Here is a 23,161-nt window from a genome sequence, read left to right as displayed (position 1 = left end):
GTTTTGAATGCTAGTTGAGTTTAGTGTTGGGAATTATCTCTCTTTTCAAGATGTTGTCACCTTCAGTTTAGTGACAGCTAAAATTCCCATTCCCGACAAAAAACTCCGCAACAATAGTGTAAAAATTGATCGTCAGCTTAGTTTGCTGAAAACCAGCGTAATCTACGGGGCGAATTCTAGCGGAAAAAGTAATCTGATTCAAGCCTTTAATTTTATGAGTCATTGGGTGTTAGACTCCGTTGAAAACCCAACTTTAAATGCTACCTTTCCCGTCAAACCCTTTCGCCTCAACTCAGCAACCCTCAACCAACCTTCTCAGTTTGAAATAGTCGTTGTAATTGACAAAATAATTTATCGCTACGGCTTTGAAATCAATACCGAAGAAATTCTCGCAGAATGGCTATACTATGTTCCCGAAGACCAAGAAATAACATTATTGAAACGAGAACTCAATCAGTTTGAATTCTTTCCCCCGTTTCCGACAATTCCTGAACTCACGCCGCAAATTAAACCTCAAAATTTACTGCTTTCTTTTACCGATCAATTTAATATCCCGATTATGCAACCCCTGTGGAAATGGTTTCATCACAACCTCGAAATCATTCCTGAGTTTCCCCGAGAAATAATTAACAATACAACCGTTAAACTTTTGATAAATCCTGAGTACAAAGAACAGATTCTCCAATTTTTAAAACGATTTAATTTAGGAATAGACAACATTGAAATAGAATCCTTATCCGACAATACCCGAAGTAAACCCCCCGTCAAAATTATTCGTTCTCGCTATCATCCAGACAAACAGCAAACTACATCCCAAAGCTTTGATTTATATCAAGAAGAATCCCGAGGAACTCAAAAACTCTTACAACTCGCTATAATCTTAGTAGATGTCTTAAATTCCGGTAAAGTTATCTTTATAGATTCTCTCGATCTCAACTTACATCCGCTAATTACCAAAACCATTATTGAACTGTTTCATCAGCGAGAAACAAACCCTCAAAATGCCCAACTTATTTTTACCGCCTATGATACCAGTTTACTCAATCCCAAACTGTTTAGACGCGATCAAATTTGGTTCACCGCCAAAGATATTAAAGAAAATATCGGCAAAACCGAGTTATATGCTTTAGCCGAATTTAAAATAAAAAATGATAGTTCCTACGATCAAGATTATCTTTTAGGAAAATATGGCGGAATTCCGTTTTAAACCGAACTAAAACTAGCCAGATGCACGATAAAGAAGGAGGTTCACAAACCAGAAATCGAGGATATTTAGAACGTAAAGTCGCCAACCGAGATTTAAAGTTTGAACGATTTTTGATTGTTTGTGAAGGAGAAAAAACAGAACCCAATTATTTTAAAAGTTTTCCCATTCCCGAAGAATGGCTAGATATTTACGGAATCGGAGATAATACATTAGGAATTGTACGCAAAGCAATTTTATTAAAACAAGAAGGAAACTACGATCAAGTTTGGTGTGTTTTTGATCGCGATTCTTTCCCCGCCCAAAAATTTAATCGGGCGATAGAACTTGCTGAAAAAAATAACATTAACGTTGCTTACTCCAACGAAGGATTTGAAATTTGGTATTTACTCCACTTCAATTTTTATGATACTGCTATTCCTCGCCGCGAATATAAACGGATGTTGAGTCAGTTACTCGATCATCGCTATCAAAAAAATAGTGAGACAATTTACGAAGAACTAAAAAGCCGACAAGCCGATGCAATTCGCAATGCTAAAAAGCTACTCGATCAGTATCCTTCTCCTCATCCAGTACGAGACAATCCCTCAACAACCGTTCATTTATTAGTTGAACAATTAAATCGATTTATTGCTCAATAAAATCTATTTAACAACATCTAGAGCTTATCCCCCGGGCTAGATTCCCAAATCCATCGGAATCAGCAGCCAAGCGACAACTCAAATTCAAGCAATCACCACAAATTATACCATCCCCGACCCCAATTTCTGTATTTTCAACCCCATTCTAACGATAAGAAATGTAAAGCTTTCTGCCGGTTATTTCTTTCGACTCAAGAACTCAAAAATTTATATCTAAAGAATTAGATAAAAAGCTTATTTCATCACCTTAGGGTAGATAATAAAGATGAACTCGATTTTATAAAATTCTGCTAATGAACAACACCGATCAGATTTTTACAAAAAAGTCGAGGAAAAACAATGGCTTACAGAACAGAAGATTCCGTGATACAACCGACTAGAACAACGGAAACAGTAGTCGATTATCATGATCGAGTGCGTTGGGGTCCGATTTTCTCAGGTCTTGTGATTTCGATCGCTTCTCAACTGGTATTAACCGCTTTAGGCAGTGCGATCGGTTTAACAGTAGGTGCAAACGGAGCAAATCCCGGTAGTATTGGAACTGGGGTCGGAATCTGGTCAATTATTAGTTTGCTCATTTCATTATTTATCGGTGCGTGGGTGATGGCTAGAATGTGCGGACCGATGAATAATAAAACAGCCCTTTTAAACGGTGCAATTTTATGGGCGACTACCTTAGCTTTGAGTACGTGGCTGCTGACAAGAGGTGTCTCTGGAGTCTTTGGTATTCTGGCTTCTAACGCCGGAGAAGTGGTTAACCAAGTTCAAGAACCCGGCGGTGCTAATATTCCTAATCAAGCTCCTAATGTAACCGCTCAAGAGCTTCAAAACTTTGCTGCTAATAGTGCTAAAGCCGCTTGGTCATTCTTACTGGGTTCTTTATTCGGTTTAGCTGCTGCACTCGCGGGGTCTTCAGTGGGAGCAAGAAAGCCACGAGTTCGGGTGTAATAGAAATGACTTTTCAGAAAAATAACAAATGATGGAGTGGGGGAATAAGACGCCACAGGCTGCAAAAAATTTCTTTTCCCTCACCCCTATTTTTTTGTTGTTCAATTTCAGCTAAAATCGATCAGAGATTATCCGCTTGGCGAGATTCCCACCAAATCGGAATAACGATCCAAGCGACAACTAAAACTAAAGCAACGATCGCAAATTGAGCCACCCAAGCCACCAATTGTTCAAGAGGAACAACTTGACCGACAAAATAGGATAAACTAACCATTACAGAAGCCCAAGTTGCGGCACCTGCGGCATTGCAAAGCAAGAACTTCCAATAGGGCATTCGGGCAATACCCGCCAGTGGCCCCGCAAAAATTCGCAGCAACGCCACAAACCGACCTAAAAAGACTGCTTTGGCAGCATTGCGGCTAAACTGGCTTTTGACCTCAGTTAGTTTGGCTTCGGAAACCCGAAAGAGTTTACCAATACCCAACAAAAACGGCCAACCTCCCCAACGGCCAATCCAATACCCGCAGTTATCCCCGAGGATAGCTCCGGCGATCGCACAGCCGAGGACAAACCAGTAGTCAAGTTCACCGCTTCCGGCGAGGAACCCCCCCACTAAGGTGATCGTCTCTCCGGGGAGAGGAATCCCGGCATTTTCTAAGGCAATTCCCAGGAAAACAGCCCAGTAGCCGTACTGATGAGCAATTTCCTGGATTGTTTCCAATGATACAATCTCAAAAGACATTCAATGCTGCCTTCATATTTTTTTGCAAAGCTTTATACTTCTATATTATCTTGATGGCGGAAATCTGTCTTCCCGAGTAGAATAGAACGATCCGAATTAAGTTGTTCGGGAATAGTCCGTTTTCAGGATGTTGAAACTTTTATCAGACTCACCTGGTCAAAAACAAGGTAAGGTGAACTTGCAACAAACGATAATCCTTGGGGAGTGATAGTTATGAAATTAGCAGAATGTCAGGAGTATATTGTATTACAGCCTCAGTCTCGCTTGGACTTGCAGGGAGGTAACGATCTCAAAGAGCAAGTCTTGGCGATCGAAGCCGAAGATCCTAAACTGTGGATTATTGATTTGGCTAACGTTGAGTTTATCGACAGTTCCGGCTTGGGTGCGTTGGTAACGGCCCTAAAATCATCTCGCAAACAAGGATGTCGTTTGGTTCTGTGTCATCCCTCCGCTACAGTTAAACTGATTTTGGAGATCACCCAACTCGATAGAGTTTTTGAGGTCTTTGATGAGTTAGAAGCCATTTTCTCCACCTACTCTGAACCGCTCTCTGCCTAAGGGTTTAGTCTCACCTTGCTCTAGTCTTGCAAACCACAACCCAAAACATTAAAAAACTCCTGCAAAATTAGTATTGACGCAGGAGTTGAATTTTTGGCTGTATTGGTGCTAAAATATCTATTCCAAAAAGCCTTTAACCGGTTTCAAGCGTTCTTAAAGTTGGGAAAATCAACACCCGCTCCCGGCTGTCCCCCTTGGAAACTGGGCAGATCCAAACCGCTCGGACGCCGACTCTTTTGAGCCAGACGGTAGCTAACGCTTTGCAGTTCCGCGTGGAGTTGGCGGTTTTCCCGTTGGAGTGCTTCGACCTTCTCCATCACCTCTTGCAAACGTTCTGAGAACTTCTGACGGTAAACGCCGGGGAGTTCTTGAACCACTTGTTCGAGCATCCGAGAACGATCAGTTAATTCTTGAACCGACTGGCGCAGTTGATAAACTTCGCCATCTCGCTCGGTAATTTGTTCTTGATAAAACTTAACCTGCTGTTCCACATCTTGCAGTTGTTCTCGCAAAGCTTTCATTTGAACTTGTTGGTGTTCCGACAGTTCCGGAGTCGGTATCAAGCCTGTATTTCCTTTGACCAACCGAAACAGTTCTTGAGAAAGCTGTTGAACCAGTTGATCGCGCATTTTCAACTCTTCGTTGAGACGAGAAATTTCGGCAAGTAGCTCTTGTTGAGTGGGTTTGTTAGATGAACTCACGATGACAGACTGCTCCTCAATATAAACTTTATGGCATACCCATTTTAAATATCTTCACAAGCCGCAGCACCTCAACAGACTCAAACTTGATTCTCAAGCACGAAATCTACTTTTGACTTTCCCTGAACTGACTGTCGGCTTGCGATCGCCATTTATTCGCAATTCCTTCTAGAATCTTGCTCCAGAAGAAATCGCTTGCTCATAACAATCTAAAATACCAGATTTTTTCTCAGGTGCAAGTTTAAAAGTCGAAAAGAGCCAACAAGGGAAACCTTCCCTCTCTCCACAACCGGAGAAAAACCGAGGGAAGGACAACAAACAATTTCAGGAATTTAACATCATTCCTAGCTATGCCGGTTCCGAGACTTCCTCTTGTTCGGGTTCGGGTTCGGCAACCCCTGCGGGTATCATCTCTACAGGAGAAGCCGGCTGCTTTGTGGTCAAATAACGAATAACATCATCACTTATCCGCATCGCACGTTCTAAAACCGCAATTTGACTACCGGGGCCTGTATAATTCATCTGAACGTAAACACCTTCCCGGTGATCGTCAATTTCGTAAGCCAGACGACGCTTCCCTAAATTTTGAATCTGGATATTCTCTCCGCCCTGTTCTTTTAACAAGTCTTGATATTTGGCGATCGCCACATCAACCTGTTCATCGATCAAGTCAGGACGCAGGATATACATGGTTTCGTAAACAAATTCTTTCATTGAGAAAGTCTCCTCATGGGCTATCAGGCTTCTAAACCTTAGAAGCAAGGAACCTTTCAATTTTACAGTATGGATTAACCCTTTGGGCGATCGCGGCGGCGTGCCGTTGTGAGGGGCTAGCGAACTTGCATGGAGACTGCTTCAGAGATAAATGGGATCTCGGCATATTGTCCCCGCAAGGACTGCACCACCGAGTAAAGCACCGCCGCGAAAATTCCCAAAAATAGCATATTATAGGTAGTCTGTAGGATAAAGCTCGGCAGTCCCGGGGCAAAAACGCTCAGGATGATGCTGAACACCCAAATTATAATGTCAAGTAAAATCGCCTGCATGGTGTTGAAGCGAATGAAGTGAGGAATATTGTCATTTCGCACCACCAAGAATAACAAAGCAAAGAAAATCACCAAACTAGCAAAGGGAACGGCTTGGTAGATAGACATTAAAGGGGCTAAGGGAATCAGAATAAAACTCAGTATGGGAAATTGGACAAATAAGAAACGACCAAACTGTAGCCCATACATCAAAGGAAGCAAATAAGGTAAAACCGCAAAAATCCGATCCCGAATGCTTGTATCACCGCGCCAGGTCATAATCTGTTCTCCTGAGTGTTGTTGATCAATGATTAAATTACCTCTAAACTCAGGATAGCGCAGAGGTTCAAGAATATTTATATTTTAGGTCGGGGTTAAACTTCTATTCGATATTGGCAATTCTAAAACCCATCTGACATTCGTATTGACTGGGAAGGTTTTCAGTCGTCCGACGAACCGGATGACCACAAGTCAGTTGTCCCCCTCTCCAGCGAGGTTGACCACTGCGATCGGCAAGCGGACAACCCTGACAAACGCGCCCCGGTTCGAGCAGTTGGTTCTCCATTAAAATCACTAGCATATCATCCCTCCGACAGATTGCATCTTTGCCCTTCATTTTATGGCAAGACTCCCGAGAGATTAAGAGATTGGATCACAACTTAACAATTCTGTCAAGAAGTTCTCCTCCTAGAACAATTGGTCAAACAGGGTTATGATCTTTAAGTTCAGGGACTAGCGAAATCGAGAAAGAGAACCCCCCAGTCGGTAAAAAAAATCAAACAGATTTAGCCAACGGGAAAACCCTCACTTGTCGATCGCCAACACTCCCTGAAATACCAGATCTGCAATCTGAGGAAACCTACTGTGAGCGATACTAACTTAGACATCCTAGCCCAAACCGATCCGATCGTCGCCGAAGGGATTCAACACGAACTGCAACGTCAGCGCGATCACCTAGAACTAATAGCCAGCGAAAACTTTACCTCCGCCGCAGTCATGGCTGCTCAGGGATCAGTTCTGACCAATAAATACGCAGAAGGATTACCCAAAAAACGCTACTATGGCGGTTGTGAATATATAGATACGATCGAACAACTGGCAATCGATCGCGCCAAAGAACTCTTTGGAGCCGCCCACGCCAACGTTCAACCCCATTCCGGCGCCCAAGCCAACTTTGCCGTCTTCCTGGCCCTGCTAGAACCCGGTGACACGATCATGGGAATGGACTTATCTCATGGCGGACACCTCACTCACGGTTCCCCCGTCAACGTCTCCGGGAAATGGTTCAAAGCCTGTCACTACGGCGTTAGCCCCGACACCGAACGCCTAGACTATGACAAAATTCTCGAACTCGCCAAACAGCATCAACCCAAATTGATCGTCTGCGGCTATTCCGCCTATTCTCGGATCATCGAATTTGACAAATTTAGAGCGATCGCCGACGAAGTAGGCGCCTACCTCCTCGCCGATATTGCCCATATTGCCGGCTTAGTCGCGACCGGACACCATCCCAGCCCCATTCCCCACTGCGATGTCGTCACCACCACCACCCACAAAACCCTGCGTGGACCTCGGGGCGGTTTAATCCTCACCCGCGATCCAGAATTGGGCAAAAAATTCGATAAAGCCGTTTTCCCAGGCAGCCAAGGCGGCCCCCTCGAACACGTGATCGCCGGCAAAGCCGTCGCCTTCGGAGAAGCCCTCAAACCCGAATTTAAAGCCTATTCCGGCCAAGTGATAGAAAATGCTCAAGCAATGGCCGCTCAATTACAAAAACGGGGCTTGAAAATCGTCTCGGGCGGCACCGATAATCACGTCATGTTGGTTGACCTGCGATCGGTGGGTATGACCGGAAAACAGGCCGATAAACTCGTCAGCGAAATCAATATCACCGCCAATAAAAATACCGTTCCCTTCGATCCCGAGTCTCCCTTTGTCACCAGCGGGCTGCGACTGGGATCTCCGGCCATGACAACCCGAGGCATGGGAACCGGAGAATTTACCGAAATTGGGGACATCATCGCCGAGCGCCTGCTCAACCCCGAAGACCAAGCCGTTGCTCAAAGTTGTCGTCAGCGGGTAGAATCCCTCTGCGAACGTTTTCCCCTCTATCCCCATCTGAGTGTAAAAGTCCCCGCTTTGGCTTAAACAGTCGGCGATCGCGGAGTCCGGGTTAATGTGGGTAAACTCCCCCATTTCCCTCGACTCCCCTCTGCTAATTTATTTCCAATTCCGGGTTCTTTGGTAGAAACGAGCAAAAATGTAGTAGACTCTGCCTGACGCTTTAATTTTTAAAGCCAATCACGCAAAGCAACACTCAATGCTCTTGGAGTGCAATCTCATCCGTCGATCTGCGATCGCGGTCCCGATCCCCTCTGGGCTTGAGTCTGCTTGTTCCCTGCACAATGTTTTGCACCCCCATAATTTCAGATGCCTCTCCATCTGTACCATTTGCTCGTTTTTATCGTTTCTGCACTGGTTGTCCTGGGGACGACACCCGTCGTCAAGATCCTGGGCATCAAAAGTGGACGTGTCGATCAGCCCGGCGATCGCAAAGTTCACCAACGTCCAATGGTTCGTTTAGGCGGCATTTCGATTTATCTCGGTACCCTGGTCGGTTTACTCGTGGTTTGGTGGTCGGGAGGATTTATTGATGCCAACGGCCAACCGCTCGGCGTAGAACAAGAATATGAAATCTGGGGAGTTACTATTGGCGGTTTAGCCTTCTTTTTAATAGGTTTAGCAGATGACCTGTTTAGCCTTTCCCCCGTCACTCGCCTGATGCTTCAAATTACAGTGTCGAGTTTAGCTTGGATGGTGGGAGTTAATATTGAATTTCTGACCATTCCTTTTGTTGGGTTAGTTCATATTGGTTGGTGGAGTCTACCCATTACCGTTATTTGGTTGGTCGGGATGGCAAATGCGATCAACTGGATCGATGGCCTCGACGGTTTGGCCGCTGGAGTCTCGGGGATTGCCGCCTTTGTGATGCTCATCGTTAGCTTGCAGATGGATCAACCGGCGGCGGCGTTAATTGCGGCGGCTTTAGCTGGCGGTGCGTTAGGGTTTTTGCGTTATAATTTCAATCCCGCTCAGATTTTTATGGGAGATGGCGGTTCTTATTTTCTCGGCTTTACTTTAGCGGCCGTCGGGGTGATTGGTTTGGTGAAAACCACGGTCGTCACTTCGGTTTTACTGCCTTACATTATTTTAGCCGTGCCGATTTTGGATATGTCGGCGGTGATTTTGGATCGGTTGCGTCATGGTAAATCTCCCTTTATCGGCGATCAACGTCATTTGCATCATCGGTTGCTCAAAGCCGGACTCTCCCAACGTTTGACGGTTTTATTTATCTATTCTCTCACGTTATGGGTGGGAACGGTTGCTTTAGCTTTTTCGGGTCTTCCCAGTGGTTTGATTTACGCATTCGGAGCGACCGGTTTACTCGGTTATACCAGTTGGAAAGCCTTGAAACACGCAAAGTAAGCGAATAGGCAATAGCGCAAATTCGCGACTTGCGGTCGGACCCCCTTCGGGTTCACCAGTTGCTTTAAGTCGGGGAACCCGCCCAACGCACTGGTTCACCGCGCCACCTGCGGGCGAATCGCGAATGCCGACCAAGAGAGGCGGAATAGTCGCGAGCGCAAAGTCCGTTGCTCTGGTTCACAGAGTTGAAGGAACGATGCCACGAGAGCGAAGTTTGTAAGAGAGGCAATAGGCAGAAGGCAATAGGGGGAAGGGGAAAGGGGCAGTTATCAGTTACCCTTCGGGTATCTCCTGCGGAGACGCTGCGCGAACAGCAGTTGCTCTCTTGCGAACTTCGCTCTCGACGGAAACCGCCAAGTCGCGAGTTCGCGCTCCGATACGGAAACCGCCAAGTCCGCAGTGCTTCACCAGTTATCAGTTATCACTAGCATGGTACTCTTGACTGGTCACTGCACGGTACTTGTTCACTGTTCACTGTCTTCCCACCGATAACCCATCCGTTTCCAAGCATCATTAACCCAAAAAAACCACACTCAACCCATCCGTTACCCATCCCCACCTCCCCACCTCCCCTATTCCCTCTAACACCCTCTTTTGAGACAATAGATTACAGCGAACCCATAACGGAATGGTCGGGGAATGACTGCTGAAATTATTTGTGTCGGGACAGAACTCCTGCTCGGTGATATTCTCAATAGCAATGCTCAGTTTCTCGGGAAACAGCTTGCCGAGTTGGGAATTGCTCATTACTATCAAACGGTTGTCGGCGATAACCGAGAACGCCTTAAACAAGTGATTGGCATTGCTTCTCAACGCTCTCAACTGCTGATTTTTACCGGGGGTTTGGGGCCGACTCCCGATGATTTAACCGTCGAAACCATTGCCGATTTTTTTGGGGTGCCTTTGATCGAACGTCCCGATATTCTTGAAGATATTCGTCAAAAGTTTGCCCAACGGGGACGAATCATGTCACCGAGCAATCACAAGCAAGCTTTAATTCCTCAAGGTGCGGAGATTCTAACCAATCCCATTGGTAGCGCTCCGGGGATTATTTGGCAACCCCGCTCCGACAAACTGACAATTTTGACGTTTCCCGGTGTTCCAGCCGAAATGAAGCGAATGTGGCAGGAAATAGCCGTTCCCTACTTGCGAAGTCAGGGTTGGTGTCGGGGGATAATTCGCAGTCACACCCTGAGATTTTGGGGGGTGGCTGAGTCGGCTTTGGCTGAAAAAGTTTCTAGCTACCTGGATTTAAACAATCCGACGGTCGCGCCTTATGCTAATTATGGGGAAGTTAAGCTGAGAATTTCCGCATCTGCTGACTCTGTAGATGCCGCAGAACAGCTTATTGCCCCGATAGAACAGCAGATTAAAGACATTGCCGGTTTGGACTGTTATGGCCGCGATGAGGATACTCTGGCTTCCGTGGTCGGTCAACTGTTACAGCAAACCCATTCAACTTTAGCTGTAGCAGAATCTTGTACGGGTGGGGGTTTGGGTCAGATGATTACCCGTGTAGCCGGGAGTTCAAACTATTTTCGGGGCGGGATTATTGCCTATGATAATGCGGTGAAAACCGCTATGCTGGGTGTTAATCGGGAGGATCTCGAACAGTGGGGGGCGGTCAGTGAGGTTGTCGCCGAACAAATGGCCCTCGGCGTGCGATCGCAGTTAAAGACAACCTGGGGTTTGAGTATTACCGGAATAGCCGGACCCGGTGGCGGGACGGAAACTAAGCCGGTAGGACTGGTTTATATGGGTTTGGCCGGACCCGACGGACAAGCAACAAGTTTTAAGTTTCTCTTTGGAAATTCGCGGGGGCGAGAGTGGATACAGCGCGTCAGTGCAAGTTCGGCCCTGGATTTATTGCGACGTCGGCTTCAGTCCGCCTCACTACCCCCATTGATTAATTGAAGTTGATCAATGCCCAAAGAGTGATTAGGATTTTCGATCTTCGTGAGTAATCTTGCACAAACATATGAAGATTCGTTATGATGATATAAATACAAATTGTCAAACAAGCTAGGATAGAACCGTCTGTTCGGCTTGAAATTTGTAGAGTTTATTCAGGTTTGACTCATTGACTGAGCAGCAGTGCCTGTTTAAGCTAGGAATTAACTCCATCAGTCAAGTTGTAGTCGGTGTACAGCAAGGAGCCATTTTTGCAATGGAATACATTGAAAAAGTGCTGGAAAAACTGAAAGAGTGGGCGAGGGAATTGATAGAAGCCCTCTTAGGCCCCCAAACTCAGCCAGAAGCCGAGCCGATTCCGGTTCCCGTTGATGATCTTCAGCGCCGCCGCAAATGTTAGGATTCAGCTTTTGCAGGAAGTTTCAAAATTGCCAAGTCTCTTAGTGCTGCACGGCCCCAACCTAAATTTATTAGGTCAGCGAGAACCGGGGATTTATGGAACGACAACACTAGCGGAAATTAATCAACGGTTGCAGCAAGAAGCGCAATTGCATGAGTTTGCAGTGTCGTTTTTACAGTCTAACCATGAAGGAGTCCTGGTGGATGCGATTCAATCAGCACCAGACCAGCACCAGGGCTTAATTATTAATGCAGCAGCTTACACCCATACCAGTGTTGCGATTCGAGATGCCATCGCCGCAGTAGGGATTCCGACCGTAGAGGTGCATTTGAGCAACATCTATCGTCGTGAACCATTCCGGCATCACTCCTACATAGCACCTGTTGTACTGGGACAGATCAGTGGTTTTGGTGTAGACAGCTATATTTTGGGACTGCAAGCGTTAGTGCGATACCTGGGTCAGACCCAAAAGCAGCCCCCGTCTCCTTCTCCAGTCCAGAGCGAATAAGGAGAGCGACGCGATGCGATACTCATTGCTGAGTCGGTTTGAGGGAACACTGGCGGGAGTGTCGTTGGCAAGTCAGCTAACTCGGTGTGAAGATCGATCAATGTGCAAATCGGTTTCTTCGCCGCCAGAAAGGCATCAGAAATCAGAAATTTTGGTAAACTTAAAGAAGCATCGATGGTGGAGAAGTTCATCCGAACGGCAAGAGGAGAAATTCGCAGCCACCGATGAACAAAGCTTGGTTGCTCAAATGACTCGCAGCCTGATTAGATGCCAGGGTTTAAACCGAGTCGATTGGGATCGCAGCGCTCAGGAATGGCAAGACCAAAAGCAACAGAGGATAAAAGCCTCCCGTACACAGACCGTAAACCCGGGAAGATTGGCAGCCGGATTTTCCGGTGAGATCTACCCGCTGTCCGCAGGTGAAGTCGCTCTGGCGATGCTACCGATCGCCCTGTACTTTCACGAACAGCCCGAGGAACTGCAACAGCAACTTACTGAAGCAATCAAAGTTTGGCAGCATTCAGCCCCCGCTGTGGTTTTAGAAGAAGCCGTACAAACTTTTAGTCTGGCGATCGCTTTAGCACTCAAAGAAGACCTCGACCCAGAAAGCCTAATTCCGCACCTGCTTGATCGTCTCAATCATCGGCCAAGCGACTGGTGTAAACAATTGCAACAGGTGCAGAGGTTAGCTCAACAGAAAGCCAGTCTAGAAACAGCCCGAGAAGAATTGCTGAAAAATGCCAGCCAAGCGGATCACGGTGTAGAGGAGACCAGCGCGATCGCCGTAGCATTTTACAGCTTTGTGAGAACACCCCACGATCCAGCGATCGCGATCTTGCGAACCGTTGAACTCAGTGGAGCCAGTCCAAGGGCGACGGCGCTAACCGGAGCGTTATCGGGCGCTTACAACAGTTTAAGCAGCTTTCCGGTATCCTGGCAAATGCAAGTGAAAACAACAGCCTCATCCGGATCCGGGATCACGACAGAAGCAGCAGGGACAACCGGAGAACTTTTGCAACAGGCAAACGAGCTATTCGCCGTTTGGTCTGGGGTTTATAATACAGCCAATCGACTATTTCAAAACCTTCATCCCACTCTAGCGGTATCAGCAGCAAACGGGATGAATCAACCTTAATCCTAATTCGGGTAAAGGGATCGAGTTGGGAAAAAAGGCTGGAACCAGTAAACTCTATTGAACTCAAGTCTGAGGAGATCCCATCCCAAAATCCGAAATCTGTACTCTAGAATTGATATGACACGGCTGCACTCTAGAATCTAGCTTCGATATAGATGAACACGTTCCAGTTAATCACACGGCAGATTGAACGGCTTCGTAGCCGTACTCAGCACTCGTCGTTGCGAGTCAATGGGATCGACACCGAAAATCGCAATGCGGATGGCTCGCAGCACCGCCCTTCGGGATCGCCCTCTGACGACTCCAAAGGGGAAAAGATTTCTGCCAACAACTTCAAGCGCAAGCCCTCCAAGTCTCCACAGGCAGGTTCTCCAGCCCTAATCTTTCTCGCCGTTGTTTCTCTAACGGGAGTAATGGGTGTTCGCTTCTACAACCAACCGAAACTGGCAGTCGGCCGTGAAGCCCCGGAGACGATTATAGCGCCGACCGATGCCATGCTGACCGATACAAAAACCACAGAGGAAAGGCGCAAAGAAGCCCTCTACGGCGTTGTACCCGTTTTAGTCCTCAATCCCCAAGTCAACCAAGAAATCAACCAAAGAATCCAAACCGTACTCGATCAAGGTGAGGAAGTCAGAGATCTGGCCCGACCTTTCCCCTACGTCGATTCTGGAGTTCTCTCCACCGACGTCCAATCCTATCTGCGCCGCATTCCCGAGTGGCAGTGGAAAGAGTTACTGGCCCAAGTCAAACAAACCACCGTACAACCCCAACTCAATCTCAACACCTCAACCCGTTTATCCATCCCGAGCAACAAATTTTCATCCTCCCAACTAGAAACCGTCGAACAACTGCGGGCGAAAGCATATGCTCAACTGCGAGGTTATGGCAAACGAGCCTCAGCCTTTGAGTTTTCCGCTTTGGAGGCCGAAATTGCCGATGGTCGCAAGCGTTATGCTAAAGCCTATACAACCTTTTCCAAACAGTTACCCTCCGATAAAACCAACTTTTATAATAAATCGCTCCTCGACTGGTCCGATGACACCTGGGAACAAACCCAAGTCGGTATCCTGCAAGTCGCCAAAGAAATGCTCAGTCAGGGGATCGCCCCCGGATTGCCCGCCGAAATTCTCGAACAAGCCGTCAAGATTCAGCTTGAAACCGCCGTCCCCCCAGAATCCCAAGAATTTGCCGCTCGGCTGTTAATCACCGCTTTGCGAAGCAATTTGATCGAAGATCGCGATGCCACCCGCAGACGGGCTGAACTGGCCGCCGAAAGCGTCGATCCGGTGGTCGTGACCATCAGTCGGGGCGATGTGATCGTTCGTGAGGGCGAAAAAATTACCCAACGCGAGTTCGTGATGCTCGATCATTTTAACAAAAGCGAACGGGGCATCAATTGGAAAGGCTTGCTGGCGTTTACAACCCTGGTGACTGGGGCTGTAGTCGTGGTTTTGTATGTCGGCAGACGGTTCCGCCCCAGTCTGCGCCACCGAGACTATTTACTCCTGTTGCTGCTGACTCTCAGTACCCCGCTGCTGGTGCTGCTTAAGGTTCCTTCTACCGGTTTACCTGCCGTCGGTTTGTTGGCCGGTAGCTTCTACGGTTCGGCGGTCGGTGTAACGGTCGTCAGTTTGCTCTCGGCGATGATTCCCATTGGTCTGGATGTGGAAATGATTCCCCTGCTAGCCACCGCTGCGGGGGGGATTTTGGGCAGTTTATTGGCCGGACAATTGCGATCGCGCGAAGAACTGGCCCTGTTGGGCGGGGCGGTCGGTCTCACTCAAGGTGCCGTTTATCTCCTGGTAACGGTAACGGTGGTGGGGACAACCGTGAGTTCGATCTGGTTTATTTTGTTGCGCCAATTTGTTCTACAAGTTCTCGAAGGGTTGGCTTGGAGTGTGGTGGCTTTGGGATTAAGTCCCTATCTCGAACACGTCTTTGACCTGATCACCCCGATTCGCTTGGCAGAACTGGCCAATCCCAATCGACCCTTACTCAAACGTTTGGCAACCGAAGCCCCAGGCACTTTTCAGCATACAATGTTTGTGGCAACCTTGGCAGAAGCAGCCGCTCAAGCTTTGGGCTGTAATGTGGAACTGGTGAGAACCGGCACCCTTTATCACGATATTGGTAAAATGCACGATCCTCTCGGGTTTATTGAAAATCAGATGGGAGGGCCAAACAAACACGACGAAATTAATGACCCCTGGGAAAGTGCCAGAATTATCAAAAAACACGTCAGTGAAGGGTTGGCGATGGCCCGTCGTTATCGTTTACCGAAAGCCATTCAAGCTTTTATTCCCGAACACCAGGGTAAAATGCTGATTGCTTATTTTTATTATCAAGCCCAACAGCGAGCTAAAGAAGATCCTTCTATTGTGGTGCGAGAAGAAGATTTTCGCTATGATGGGCCGATTCCTCAGTCGAAAGAAACCGGAATTGTGATGTTGGCGGATTCCTGTGAGGCGGCGTTGCGAAGTCTCAAAGATGCTACCCACGAAGAAGCCTTACAAATGGTGAATAAAATTCTCCGGGCGAGATGGCAAGATAATCAGTTGGTAGACTCCGGACTTTCTCGTGAAGAAATGGCTAGAATTGCCGAAATTTTTGTTCGGGTTTGGGAACAGGTTAACCACAAACGTATTGCTTATCCGAAGGGGGTCTTTTCTTCTCGATAGGCTTAATTTAAGCTTAATTATCCTTTGACACCGGTTGCGGCATCTGTGGGGACGATATAGCGTTGGAGTAATAGAAATAATAATAAAACGGGTGCGATGGAAATTACCGCTCCCGCCGCCACCAAACGCCAATCTAAAGAGAAGGTTCCCGCTAATTTGGCGACTCCCAAAGGCAGGGTATAATATTCGGGTTGATCTAATATTAATAACGGCCACAGAAAGTCACTCCATGACCCGATAAACACAAAAATTCCTAAGGTGATTAAAGCCGGTCGCACCGCCGGAAGCATGATGTTCCACCAAATTCCGAGTTCGGAACATCCATCCATCCGGGCGGCTTCTTCGAGTTCTTTGGGTACACCGAGAAATGCTTGTCTGAGCAAAAAAATGCCAAAGGCAGAAGCCATACTCGGAAAAATTAAGCCGAAATAACTATTTCTTAATCCCAATTGTACCGTTAAAACGTACAGGGGAATCATTACAATTTGAAACGGGATCATAATCGTGGCTATAATTGCCGTAAAAATGCCATCCCGTCCCCGAAAATTTAATCGCGCTAGGGGGTAAGCGGCCAACCCACAAAATAACAGATTGAACTCGACCGTTAGGCTGGCAACAATGATACTATTAACGAGATAACGCCCCATTGGGTTGGTTTGCCAGACTTTGATAAAATTATCAAATGTCGGTTCGCTAGGTAAAAGTTGAGGCGGAAATTGAAAGATATTTTCGCTTCCCGATTTTAACGCCGTACTCAACAACCACAACAGCGGAAACAGCATAAAAATCGCGATCGCACCCAGGAGGAAATAATGTTTAAATCTCTGGATTTTTGCCGATTTCCAATTCATTCTGCTTGAAAATTTAACCCAACTTCTGTACAAATTCCACTTAAAGGTCGATCCCAATCGTCAATCGGTAACTCGGTAAAATAAGCAAAATCAAACGCAATTCCGATAGTTGGAATCGATTGCCATTCGGTCGAACTAAGCATCCGATCATAATATCCTCCACCGTATCCTAAACGATATCCCCGGCGATCGCAAGCCACCGCCGGAACCAAAATTAAATCCACTTGAGAAGCACTTATCATCGGTAAGTCGGCGTGGGGTTCCCAAATTCCATAAGCCCCTGTTTGTAGGAGTTCTCCCGGTTTCCATTGGTGCCAAACGAGAGATTTTTCTACGCATCGGGGAAAGCCCCAAATTTTTGTTCCTTCTCGGCTGGTTTCTGCAAACAAACGACTGAGATCGGGTTCTTGACGAAAGCTCACATAAGCTAAAATTGTTTTGGCTTGTTGAAATCGGGCTGAAGCTTGCAAATGAGAACAAATGCGATCGCTCTTTTCTCGCCAATCTTCTGCTAACATCGACTGGCGAATTTGTAGCAGTTCTCGACGAAGTTGATTTTTACTTTGTGGAGTTTGCGGTTGGTTCACGAGGTTGATAGAGATTTGATCTATCTTAGAAATCATAAGACGATAATCATTAAGTTCTAGTTTGAACAAAAATTTTCCAAATGACAATAGGGAATTAAGTCTTTTCTCATTTTTCTGACAAAAATACTCCGATTGTTCATCGGAAATTCAATCAAATTATACGGATTTTTTGGAGATAAACCCCAAACTTAGACCCGGAGAATTCAGAGAATTTTAGATGGCTTTCGGTTATTTTTAATTCCTGTAACTTGGTTTTTAAATCTGGAAAAATCATAGGAAGTCTTCGGTCAAAAGTCAAGTCAACTGTGAGGGAAGCGAACACCGGAGAACCTTTCGGCGAATAGCCAGGAATTTATAGAGCTTTGCGAGTCGTCTAGTTGTAAACTGACCTCAGCAAGAAACTCAGCCAACCCTGATTTCAAGAGCATTTTCATTCCCTTTGACAAGAGAGTTTTTTGCCTTTTCCCGGCGCAAATCGCCACAGCAATATCTAAAAAAAATCACCCTGAATCAAAACTAAACTCTGAAAAATTTCCGGAAAAAATTACACTTTAACGGGGTTAACCCGTGATTAAAACAACCCTTGAGAGACTCTATCCATTACATTAGTTTTGTGTAAGTGCGCCCTGAAAAGAACGAGTCTTTCAAATTTTTCCAAGGAAAAGATTGAACCAAAAATAGACAATCAAAAAAATTAATGTAGATGCAAACAATCAACTTGAAAACCCGGCTTGTTCGGTGAAACCGGGTTAAGAGGAATTTAAACCGCTACGGGTTCAGCGTGTTGACGATACCAGTCGATCGTATTTTTCAACCCCTGTTTAAAATCCACTTCCGCAACAAACCCAAACTTCTCCTTCGCTCGTTGTGTATCCAAACACCGACGCGGTTGACCGTTGGGTTTATCGGTTTCCCAAACAATTTCGCCTTCAAAACCCATTAACTCGCAGATCGTTTCGACCAGATCGCGAATTTTAACTTCCTGGTTTGTCCCCAAATTAACCGGGTCAGGTTCGTTGTAAGATTGAGTTGCCATGACAATCCCCCGAGCCGCATCCGTCGAATACAGAAACTCGCGACTGGGACTGCCATCCCCCCAAACCGGAAGTTGTTTGTCACCCCGTTGTTGAGCTTCGTAGACTTTGCGAATTAAAGCCGGAATCACGTGAGAACTGCGGGGATCGAAATTATCCTCCGGGCCGTAGAGATTGACCGGTAACAAGTAGATGCCGTTAAAATTATACTGCTGACGGTAGGCTTGCAGTTGAACCAACAAAGCCTTCTTCGCCACACCGTAGGGAGCATTGGTTTCTTCCGGATAACCCTCCCAAAGATCATCCTCTTTAAACGGTACGGGAGTAAACTTCGGATAGGCGCAGATCGTTCCCACACAGACGAACTTTTCCACCCCGGCTTGATAGGCAGTGTGAATAAGCTGTGCGCCCATCATCAAGTTATCGTAAAACAATTGAGCCGGTTTTTCCCGATTGAGACCAATCCCGCCGACATGAGCGGCCAAGTGAACGATAATATCTTGACCTTGAACCACCTTTTGACAAGCCTCAAAGGTACAGAGATCGTAATCTCGCGATCGCGGAATGAAAATATTATCTAAATTCGCGCCGGCTTTGAGAAGTTGATCGACCACTTGTCGGCCGAGAAACCCTGCACCTCCGGTGACAACAATTCGTTTATCCTGTAAATCCAGTGCATTCATGGATTAAGCCTCATTGTATACAAACGATTAGTCAAAACCGTGAGCGATCTTTTTAGATTTTTCCAACGCTTGAATATCGGCATCCACCATTAATTTCACCAATCCCTCAAACGTGACCGAAGGTTCCCAACCCATCTTTTCCTTAGCCTTGGTCGGATCGCCAATTAATAAATCCACCTCAGCCGGACGGAGATAGCGTTCATCAAACTTGACATAATCATGCCAATCGAGATTAACATAGCCAAAAGCGATATCGAGAAACTCGCGAATCGAATGAGTTTCATTGGTGGCCACGACATAATCATCGGGCGCATCCTGTTGAAGCATCATCCACATGGCGCGTACATAGTCTTTAGCGTAGCCCCAGTCGCGCTTAGAATCGAGATTTCCCAAGTAAACCTCTTTTTGCATTCCCTTGAGAATTCTCGCCACAGCACGGGTAATTTTGCGGGTAACAAACGTTTCACCCCGTCGGGGACTCTCATGGTTAAAGAGGATACCATTACAGGCAAATAAATCGTAAGATTCTCGATAATTAACCGTTTGCCAGTGAGCGTAAACCTTAGCACAGGCGTAGGGACTGCGGGGATAAAAGGGTGTTGTCTCCTTTTGAGGAACTTCTTGAACTTTCCCAAACATTTCCGAAGATCCGGCTTGATAAAAGCGAACTTCAATTCCGGTGCGATGTTGATAGTCGCGAATGGCTTCTAAAATTCGCAGCGTTCCCATTCCCACCGCATCAGCAGTATATTCGGGAGAATCAAAACTGACACGCACGTGAGATTGGGCGCCGAGATTATAGATTTCAATCGGTTTAACTTCTTCTAAAATCCGCCGTAGAGTCGTGCCATCGGTGAGATCTCCATAATGGAGAAACAGGCGAGCCTCCTGATTGTGAGGGTCTTTGTAGATATGATCGATGCGGTCTGTATTAAAACATGAACTCCGGCGAATAATGCCGTGAACTTCATAGCCTTTGTCCAACAACAATTCACTCAAGTATGAGCCATCTTGACCCGTAATTCCGGTAATTAGGGCGCGTTTGCGTTCCGTCATGTCAATGTTCTCTTTTAGTTAATCTAATCAATGTTGCCACAACAGGTTTTGAAGAAGATGTGATCGAGGTTCATACGCGATCGGGGCATCTGCATCAGCACCCGTTCCTCATCAGTGCAATCGGCATTGTACAGATAGAATCAAGCTGGCAATCGATCGCCAACTGCCGAGTCTCCCGGGCGATCAAATCCGGTCAACGGACAGAAAAGTGTACAAATTGAGTTGGGGATTCAATCATCGAGGACGAGGGGCGTCGTGTAAGCGATCGCCGCGATCGCCGATTCAATTTCTACCTTAACCCAAAACCGACTGCACAAAGTTCGGAAACGGTCTAACCGGAGTCAAAGCGGTGGCATTGACTAATAACTGATCTTTGTCACCCTCTAGTAAGCTCCATTATTTTTAGGAAAAATGACAACACCGATGGTTTTAATTATAATCCACAGGTCAGTCCAGAAATTCTTGAAATTCACGTAGTACAGGTCAATTTGAACCCGTCGAGGATAAGGAATATCATTGCGCCCGGAAACTTGCCAGAGGCCCGTAATTCCGGGTTTAATCGTTAAAATTTTATCCATGTGACGCCCATACTTGTGTAATTCTTCAGCAACCAGAGGCCTGGGACCGACAACACTCATATCCCCTTTGAGAACATTCCAAAATTGAGGAAACTCATCGAGGCTGGTCACTCGTAAGAAATGACCAATCCAGGTAATTCGGGGGTCGTGTTTGAGTTTAAAGTTGTCCTGAAATTCTTGACGCAGATGGGGGGAAGTTTCCATCATTTGGGTCAACATCTCATCGGCATTGGTCACCATCGTTCTGAACTTAATACAGTCGAAAGGCTTACGGTTTTTGCCAACTCGTTGCTGCACATAAAACACTGACCCTGGTGAACTTAGGGAGATCAACAGAGCCAGAAGCAAGTAAACTGGGGAAAACAGGATCAAAACCGACAGCGAAAACACGATATCGAACGATCGCTTGAAAAACTCTCCGTTGAGGTTCTGTAAAACAGATAAACCTCGAATCCGCGGCTGTTGCCGGACTTTGGGGATAAAACTACGCCTGGTGAATGCACGTCGCAGTCCCCTACCGAAGATGAGTTGGCTGTTGGCAGTCATCTTACTCCTTCAATTCACACCACACACAGTCCTGATCATAAAGCTTCCAGACACCTTGCGCTCGAAATCCGGTTGTAAGGAAGTCTTCAGTCTCGTCATTGGGGGGAGCCTACCCGAAAATCGCCTGACGGGATGACTCGTAAAAGCAAGTTTTCAATCTGCTGGGAGCAGTATCGGCAATTATGCAGGCATTTTAGCCAAATTTTTCCGAAGGCGACGGGTTCTCCCGGTTGAGCGGGGAATTTCCCCGACCTCTGAGTGAGGAAAACTGTTTTTTCTGACAGCGTTCGACAAATTCGAGGTATTCTTGCTCAAACCGTTTTCGATCAAACTGAGCCACATGGGATTGCATCTTCTGTGGATCAAACCGGCTGTTGAGTTGCTCAAACGTCTGCACCGCTTCGATTAAAGCGGTCTCGGTTTGAGTGGAAAATAACAGCCCGGTTCCCGAGTCGGGATGTTGACGAATATCGCGAACCGTTTCGAGCGCTCCTCCGGCTCCATATGCTATGACGGGAGTTCCACAAGCTTGAGCCTCAATTAACGCCATTCCTAAATCTTCACAAGCCATATAGACAAATGCTTTGGCTTGGCCCATATACTGTTGAACCACCTCATCCGGTTGCCAACCTAATATTTGCACGTTTGATTTAGCCATGTGTTTGATTTGACTCATCTGTGAACCCGTACCTATCACCACCAGCGGACGCCCCAGTTGGTTGAAGGCGTTCACGATTAATGAGATTTTTTTATAGCTCACCAGACGGCACACAGTCAGATAAAAGTCTTGCTTTTCTGTCTGCATTTGAAACCGATCTAGATCGATAGGAGGATAAATTACTCTAGCGTGTCGTCGATAACAACGCCAAATCCGCGCCCGCGTATGTTGGGAGTTGGCGATAAAATAGTCCACGCGGTTGGCCGATACCACGTCCCACTGGCGTAGCCGATGCAATAGGTATCGCGTCAGCACGCCCGCAACCCCAGAACCTGCCAAGCTGCTTTGTAAATACTCAAAGGTTAAGTCCCAAGCATAGCGCATCGGTGTATGACAATAGCAGATGTGCAGTTGATCCGGGCCGGTTAGTACCCCTTTCGCCACCGCATGGGATGAGGATAAAATTACATCGTATGCTCGCAAATCCAGTTGCTCGATCGCCAACGGGAGCAAGGGCAGATATTTCTGAACTCCACGACGAGCCAGGGGGAAGTGTTGCAAAAATGTTGTGCCAATCGCACGATTAAATAAGTAGCTTTCGGGATTCGTTGACTCAAAATCAATCAGAGCATACAGATCGGCGTCGATGTGTTTGAGGATTTCTCTTACCACCAGTTCAGATCCGCCTGTTGCTTTCGGGGTTAACCATTCGTGAACAAGAGCGTATTTTAACGGCACGGCGAATATTGGACGCTTAAGCTAGAGATCGTATCCATCAATATCTCATAGGGATTACTGAATCGTACAGTTGAATTTGAGAAGAAACGGGTTATTCTCTTTCTTTTATTGTTTACTGCTGTCTCGGGCTGCAATCCTTAAATCTCTAGATCCTACTGTCATTTGGCGGCAACTGTTTAATTTATCTTATCAAAGTGTTTAGTAATTCTTATCGACAGGTCGATGGAAATAGGACTAAATTGCTACAATAGCCTTAGGTAATTTACTGGACTCAGGCTCAACTGCCTCATTGGAGTGGGCGATCTGACTTCAGTAAATTTACTCCTACCCTTTGATCAATGACAACATTAGGGTGTAAATTTACAGCAGTTCAAGTCGGATTCGACCCTAGAGCTAACCTCACACTGGAGTTTGAAGCTAAATTTCAAAGATTCAGTGTTACTTTTGCCTGGAAATGGATCAACATTTAAGTTGAGATTAAAGACAATTT

Annotated in this window: 22 protein-coding genes; 11 read left to right on the top strand and 11 right to left on the bottom strand. The window is 46.4% G+C overall.

The genetic code is table 11. From position 1 onward, the window contains the following. Window positions 1-7: 7 nt before the first annotated feature. The 3 genes from ACL6C3_RS09675 to ACL6C3_RS09665 all read left to right on the top strand — a co-directional run bounded on the left by ACL6C3_RS09675 (window position 8) and on the right by ACL6C3_RS09665 (window position 2,793). Entirely contained in the window at window positions 8-1,207 is a 1,200-nt protein-coding gene (locus ACL6C3_RS09675) for an AAA family ATPase (RefSeq protein WP_413166957.1), read from the top strand. 20 nt (window positions 1,208-1,227) lie between these two features. Further along, entirely contained in the window at window positions 1,228-1,845 is a 618-nt protein-coding gene (locus ACL6C3_RS09670) for an RloB family protein (protein WP_413166956.1), read from the top strand. Between the two features lie 339 nt (window positions 1,846-2,184). Then, window positions 2,185-2,793 (top strand): hypothetical protein, encoded by a 609-nt coding sequence (locus tag ACL6C3_RS09665; RefSeq protein WP_413166955.1) that lies wholly within the window; start codon window positions 2,185-2,187, stop codon window positions 2,791-2,793. Between the two features lie 121 nt (window positions 2,794-2,914). On the opposite strand, the gene ACL6C3_RS09660 is transcribed toward ACL6C3_RS09665, so the two are convergent. After that, on the bottom strand, window positions 2,915-3,535 hold the full coding sequence (locus tag ACL6C3_RS09660) for a DedA family protein (RefSeq protein WP_413166954.1): 621 nt from the start codon (window positions 3,533-3,535) through the stop codon (window positions 2,915-2,917). A gap of 213 nt (window positions 3,536-3,748) precedes the next feature. Here ACL6C3_RS09660 and ACL6C3_RS09655 point away from each other — a divergent pair, with 213 nt between their 5' ends. Next, entirely contained in the window at window positions 3,749-4,093 is a 345-nt protein-coding gene (locus ACL6C3_RS09655; protein WP_413166953.1) for an STAS domain-containing protein, read from the top strand. 143 nt (window positions 4,094-4,236) lie between these two features. Here the strand turns inward: ACL6C3_RS09655 and ACL6C3_RS09650 are convergent, their stop codons facing one another. From ACL6C3_RS09650 to ACL6C3_RS09635, 4 genes are all read right to left on the bottom strand, one after another. Further along, on the bottom strand, window positions 4,237-4,794 hold the full coding sequence (locus tag ACL6C3_RS09650; RefSeq protein WP_413166952.1) for an Npun_F5560 family protein: 558 nt from the start codon (window positions 4,792-4,794) through the stop codon (window positions 4,237-4,239). Window positions 4,795-5,142: 348 nt separating this feature from the next. Next, window positions 5,143-5,508, bottom strand: a complete 366-nt coding sequence (gene rpsF / locus ACL6C3_RS09645) for a 30S ribosomal protein S6 (RefSeq protein WP_413166951.1) — start codon at window positions 5,506-5,508, stop codon at window positions 5,143-5,145. Between the two features lie 116 nt (window positions 5,509-5,624). After that, window positions 5,625-6,098 carry a Tic20 family protein gene (locus ACL6C3_RS09640; RefSeq protein ID WP_413166950.1) on the bottom strand — a complete coding sequence of 158 codons (474 nt, stop codon included), beginning with the start codon at window positions 6,096-6,098 and terminating at the stop codon, window positions 5,625-5,627. A gap of 103 nt (window positions 6,099-6,201) precedes the next feature. Beyond that, window positions 6,202-6,399: a hypothetical protein gene (locus tag ACL6C3_RS09635; protein ID WP_413166949.1), complete on the bottom strand. Its 198-nt coding sequence runs from the start codon at window positions 6,397-6,399 to the stop codon at window positions 6,202-6,204. A gap of 284 nt (window positions 6,400-6,683) precedes the next feature. On the opposite strand from ACL6C3_RS09635, the gene glyA reads away from it, so the two are divergent. The 7 genes from glyA to ACL6C3_RS09600 all read left to right on the top strand — a co-directional run bounded on the left by glyA (window position 6,684) and on the right by ACL6C3_RS09600 (window position 15,940). After that, window positions 6,684-7,967 (top strand): serine hydroxymethyltransferase, encoded by a 1,284-nt coding sequence (glyA, locus tag ACL6C3_RS09630; protein WP_413166948.1) that lies wholly within the window; start codon window positions 6,684-6,686, stop codon window positions 7,965-7,967. A gap of 282 nt (window positions 7,968-8,249) precedes the next feature. Continuing rightward, window positions 8,250-9,305, top strand: coding sequence for a glycosyltransferase family 4 protein (locus ACL6C3_RS09625; RefSeq protein ID WP_413166947.1), 1,056 nt, complete (start codon window positions 8,250-8,252; stop codon window positions 9,303-9,305). 639 nt (window positions 9,306-9,944) lie between these two features. Continuing rightward, the gene (locus ACL6C3_RS09620) at window positions 9,945-11,219 is read left to right on the top strand and encodes a competence/damage-inducible protein A (RefSeq protein ID WP_413166946.1); all 1,275 of its coding nucleotides are present in this window, start codon (window positions 9,945-9,947) and stop codon (window positions 11,217-11,219) included. A 166-nt stretch (window positions 11,220-11,385) separates the two neighbouring features. Then, complete coding sequence (locus ACL6C3_RS09615; RefSeq protein ID WP_413168464.1) at window positions 11,386-11,616, top strand: hypothetical protein; 231 nt, start codon at window positions 11,386-11,388, stop codon at window positions 11,614-11,616. Beyond that, entirely contained in the window at window positions 11,588-12,124 is a 537-nt protein-coding gene (gene aroQ / locus ACL6C3_RS09610; RefSeq protein WP_413166945.1) for a type II 3-dehydroquinate dehydratase, read from the top strand. The genes ACL6C3_RS09615 and aroQ overlap by 29 nt, the downstream gene beginning before the upstream one ends. 13 nt (window positions 12,125-12,137) lie before the next feature. After that, on the top strand, window positions 12,138-13,259 hold the full coding sequence (locus ACL6C3_RS09605; RefSeq protein WP_413166944.1) for an ADP-ribosylglycohydrolase family protein: 1,122 nt from the start codon (window positions 12,138-12,140) through the stop codon (window positions 13,257-13,259). A gap of 155 nt (window positions 13,260-13,414) precedes the next feature. Further along, entirely contained in the window at window positions 13,415-15,940 is a 2,526-nt protein-coding gene (locus tag ACL6C3_RS09600; RefSeq protein ID WP_413166943.1) for an HD family phosphohydrolase, read from the top strand. A gap of 17 nt (window positions 15,941-15,957) precedes the next feature. On the opposite strand, the gene ACL6C3_RS09595 is transcribed toward ACL6C3_RS09600, so the two are convergent. The 6 genes from ACL6C3_RS09595 to ACL6C3_RS09570 form a co-directional block, all read right to left on the bottom strand. Continuing rightward, window positions 15,958-16,791 (bottom strand): carbohydrate ABC transporter permease, encoded by an 834-nt coding sequence (locus ACL6C3_RS09595; RefSeq protein ID WP_413166942.1) that lies wholly within the window; start codon window positions 16,789-16,791, stop codon window positions 15,958-15,960. Continuing rightward, window positions 16,788-17,414, bottom strand: a complete 627-nt coding sequence (locus ACL6C3_RS09590; RefSeq protein ID WP_413166941.1) for a 5-formyltetrahydrofolate cyclo-ligase — start codon at window positions 17,412-17,414, stop codon at window positions 16,788-16,790. The genes ACL6C3_RS09595 and ACL6C3_RS09590 overlap by 4 nt, the downstream gene beginning before the upstream one ends. Window positions 17,415-18,138: 724 nt before the next feature. After that, window positions 18,139-19,095, bottom strand: a complete 957-nt coding sequence (locus ACL6C3_RS09585; RefSeq protein WP_413166940.1) for a GDP-L-fucose synthase family protein — start codon at window positions 19,093-19,095, stop codon at window positions 18,139-18,141. Between the two features lie 27 nt (window positions 19,096-19,122). Beyond that, the gene (gene gmd, locus ACL6C3_RS09580; protein WP_413166939.1) at window positions 19,123-20,151 is read right to left on the bottom strand and encodes a GDP-mannose 4,6-dehydratase; all 1,029 of its coding nucleotides are present in this window, start codon (window positions 20,149-20,151) and stop codon (window positions 19,123-19,125) included. A 383-nt stretch (window positions 20,152-20,534) separates the two neighbouring features. After that, a complete protein-coding gene (locus ACL6C3_RS09575; protein WP_413166938.1) occupies window positions 20,535-21,275 on the bottom strand; it encodes a sugar transferase in 741 nt (246 codons plus the stop codon). A 193-nt stretch (window positions 21,276-21,468) separates the two neighbouring features. Beyond that, entirely contained in the window at window positions 21,469-22,671 is a 1,203-nt protein-coding gene (locus tag ACL6C3_RS09570) for a glycosyltransferase (RefSeq protein ID WP_413166937.1), read from the bottom strand. Between the last annotated feature and the right edge of the window lie 490 nt (window positions 22,672-23,161).

Source organism: Capilliphycus salinus ALCB114379, assembly GCF_047276495.1.
GTDB classification, from domain to species: domain Bacteria; phylum Cyanobacteriota; class Cyanobacteriia; order Cyanobacteriales; family Microcoleaceae; genus Capilliphycus; species Capilliphycus salinus.
Note: the sequence above shows the minus strand (reverse complement) of the source record. Positions and strands in the feature narration are given on the sequence as shown.

Coding starts and splice junctions, on each gene's coding strand:
- ACL6C3_RS09675 (WP_413166957.1), top strand. CDS start 8: ATGCTAGTTGAGTTTAGTGTTGGGAATTATCTCTCTTTTCAAGATGTT.
- ACL6C3_RS09670 (WP_413166956.1), top strand. CDS start 1,228: ATGCACGATAAAGAAGGAGGTTCACAAACCAGAAATCGAGGATATTTA.
- ACL6C3_RS09665 (WP_413166955.1), top strand. CDS start 2,185: ATGGCTTACAGAACAGAAGATTCCGTGATACAACCGACTAGAACAACG.
- ACL6C3_RS09660 (WP_413166954.1), bottom strand. CDS start 3,535: ATGTCTTTTGAGATTGTATCATTGGAAACAATCCAGGAAATTGCTCAT.
- ACL6C3_RS09655 (WP_413166953.1), top strand. CDS start 3,749: ATGAAATTAGCAGAATGTCAGGAGTATATTGTATTACAGCCTCAGTCT.
- rpsF (WP_413166951.1), bottom strand. CDS start 5,508: ATGAAAGAATTTGTTTACGAAACCATGTATATCCTGCGTCCTGACTTG.
- ACL6C3_RS09640 (WP_413166950.1), bottom strand. CDS start 6,098: ATGACCTGGCGCGGTGATACAAGCATTCGGGATCGGATTTTTGCGGTT.
- ACL6C3_RS09635 (WP_413166949.1), bottom strand. CDS start 6,399: ATGCTAGTGATTTTAATGGAGAACCAACTGCTCGAACCGGGGCGCGTT.
- ACL6C3_RS09625 (WP_413166947.1), top strand. CDS start 8,250: ATGCCTCTCCATCTGTACCATTTGCTCGTTTTTATCGTTTCTGCACTG.
- ACL6C3_RS09620 (WP_413166946.1), top strand. CDS start 9,945: ATGACTGCTGAAATTATTTGTGTCGGGACAGAACTCCTGCTCGGTGAT.
- aroQ (WP_413166945.1), top strand. CDS start 11,588: ATGATCTTCAGCGCCGCCGCAAATGTTAGGATTCAGCTTTTGCAGGAA.
- ACL6C3_RS09605 (WP_413166944.1), top strand. CDS start 12,138: ATGCGATACTCATTGCTGAGTCGGTTTGAGGGAACACTGGCGGGAGTG.
- ACL6C3_RS09600 (WP_413166943.1), top strand. CDS start 13,415: ATGAACACGTTCCAGTTAATCACACGGCAGATTGAACGGCTTCGTAGC.
- ACL6C3_RS09595 (WP_413166942.1), bottom strand. CDS start 16,791: ATGAATTGGAAATCGGCAAAAATCCAGAGATTTAAACATTATTTCCTC.
- ACL6C3_RS09590 (WP_413166941.1), bottom strand. CDS start 17,414: ATGATTTCTAAGATAGATCAAATCTCTATCAACCTCGTGAACCAACCG.
- ACL6C3_RS09585 (WP_413166940.1), bottom strand. CDS start 19,095: ATGAATGCACTGGATTTACAGGATAAACGAATTGTTGTCACCGGAGGT.
- gmd (WP_413166939.1), bottom strand. CDS start 20,151: ATGACGGAACGCAAACGCGCCCTAATTACCGGAATTACGGGTCAAGAT.
- ACL6C3_RS09575 (WP_413166938.1), bottom strand. CDS start 21,275: ATGACTGCCAACAGCCAACTCATCTTCGGTAGGGGACTGCGACGTGCA.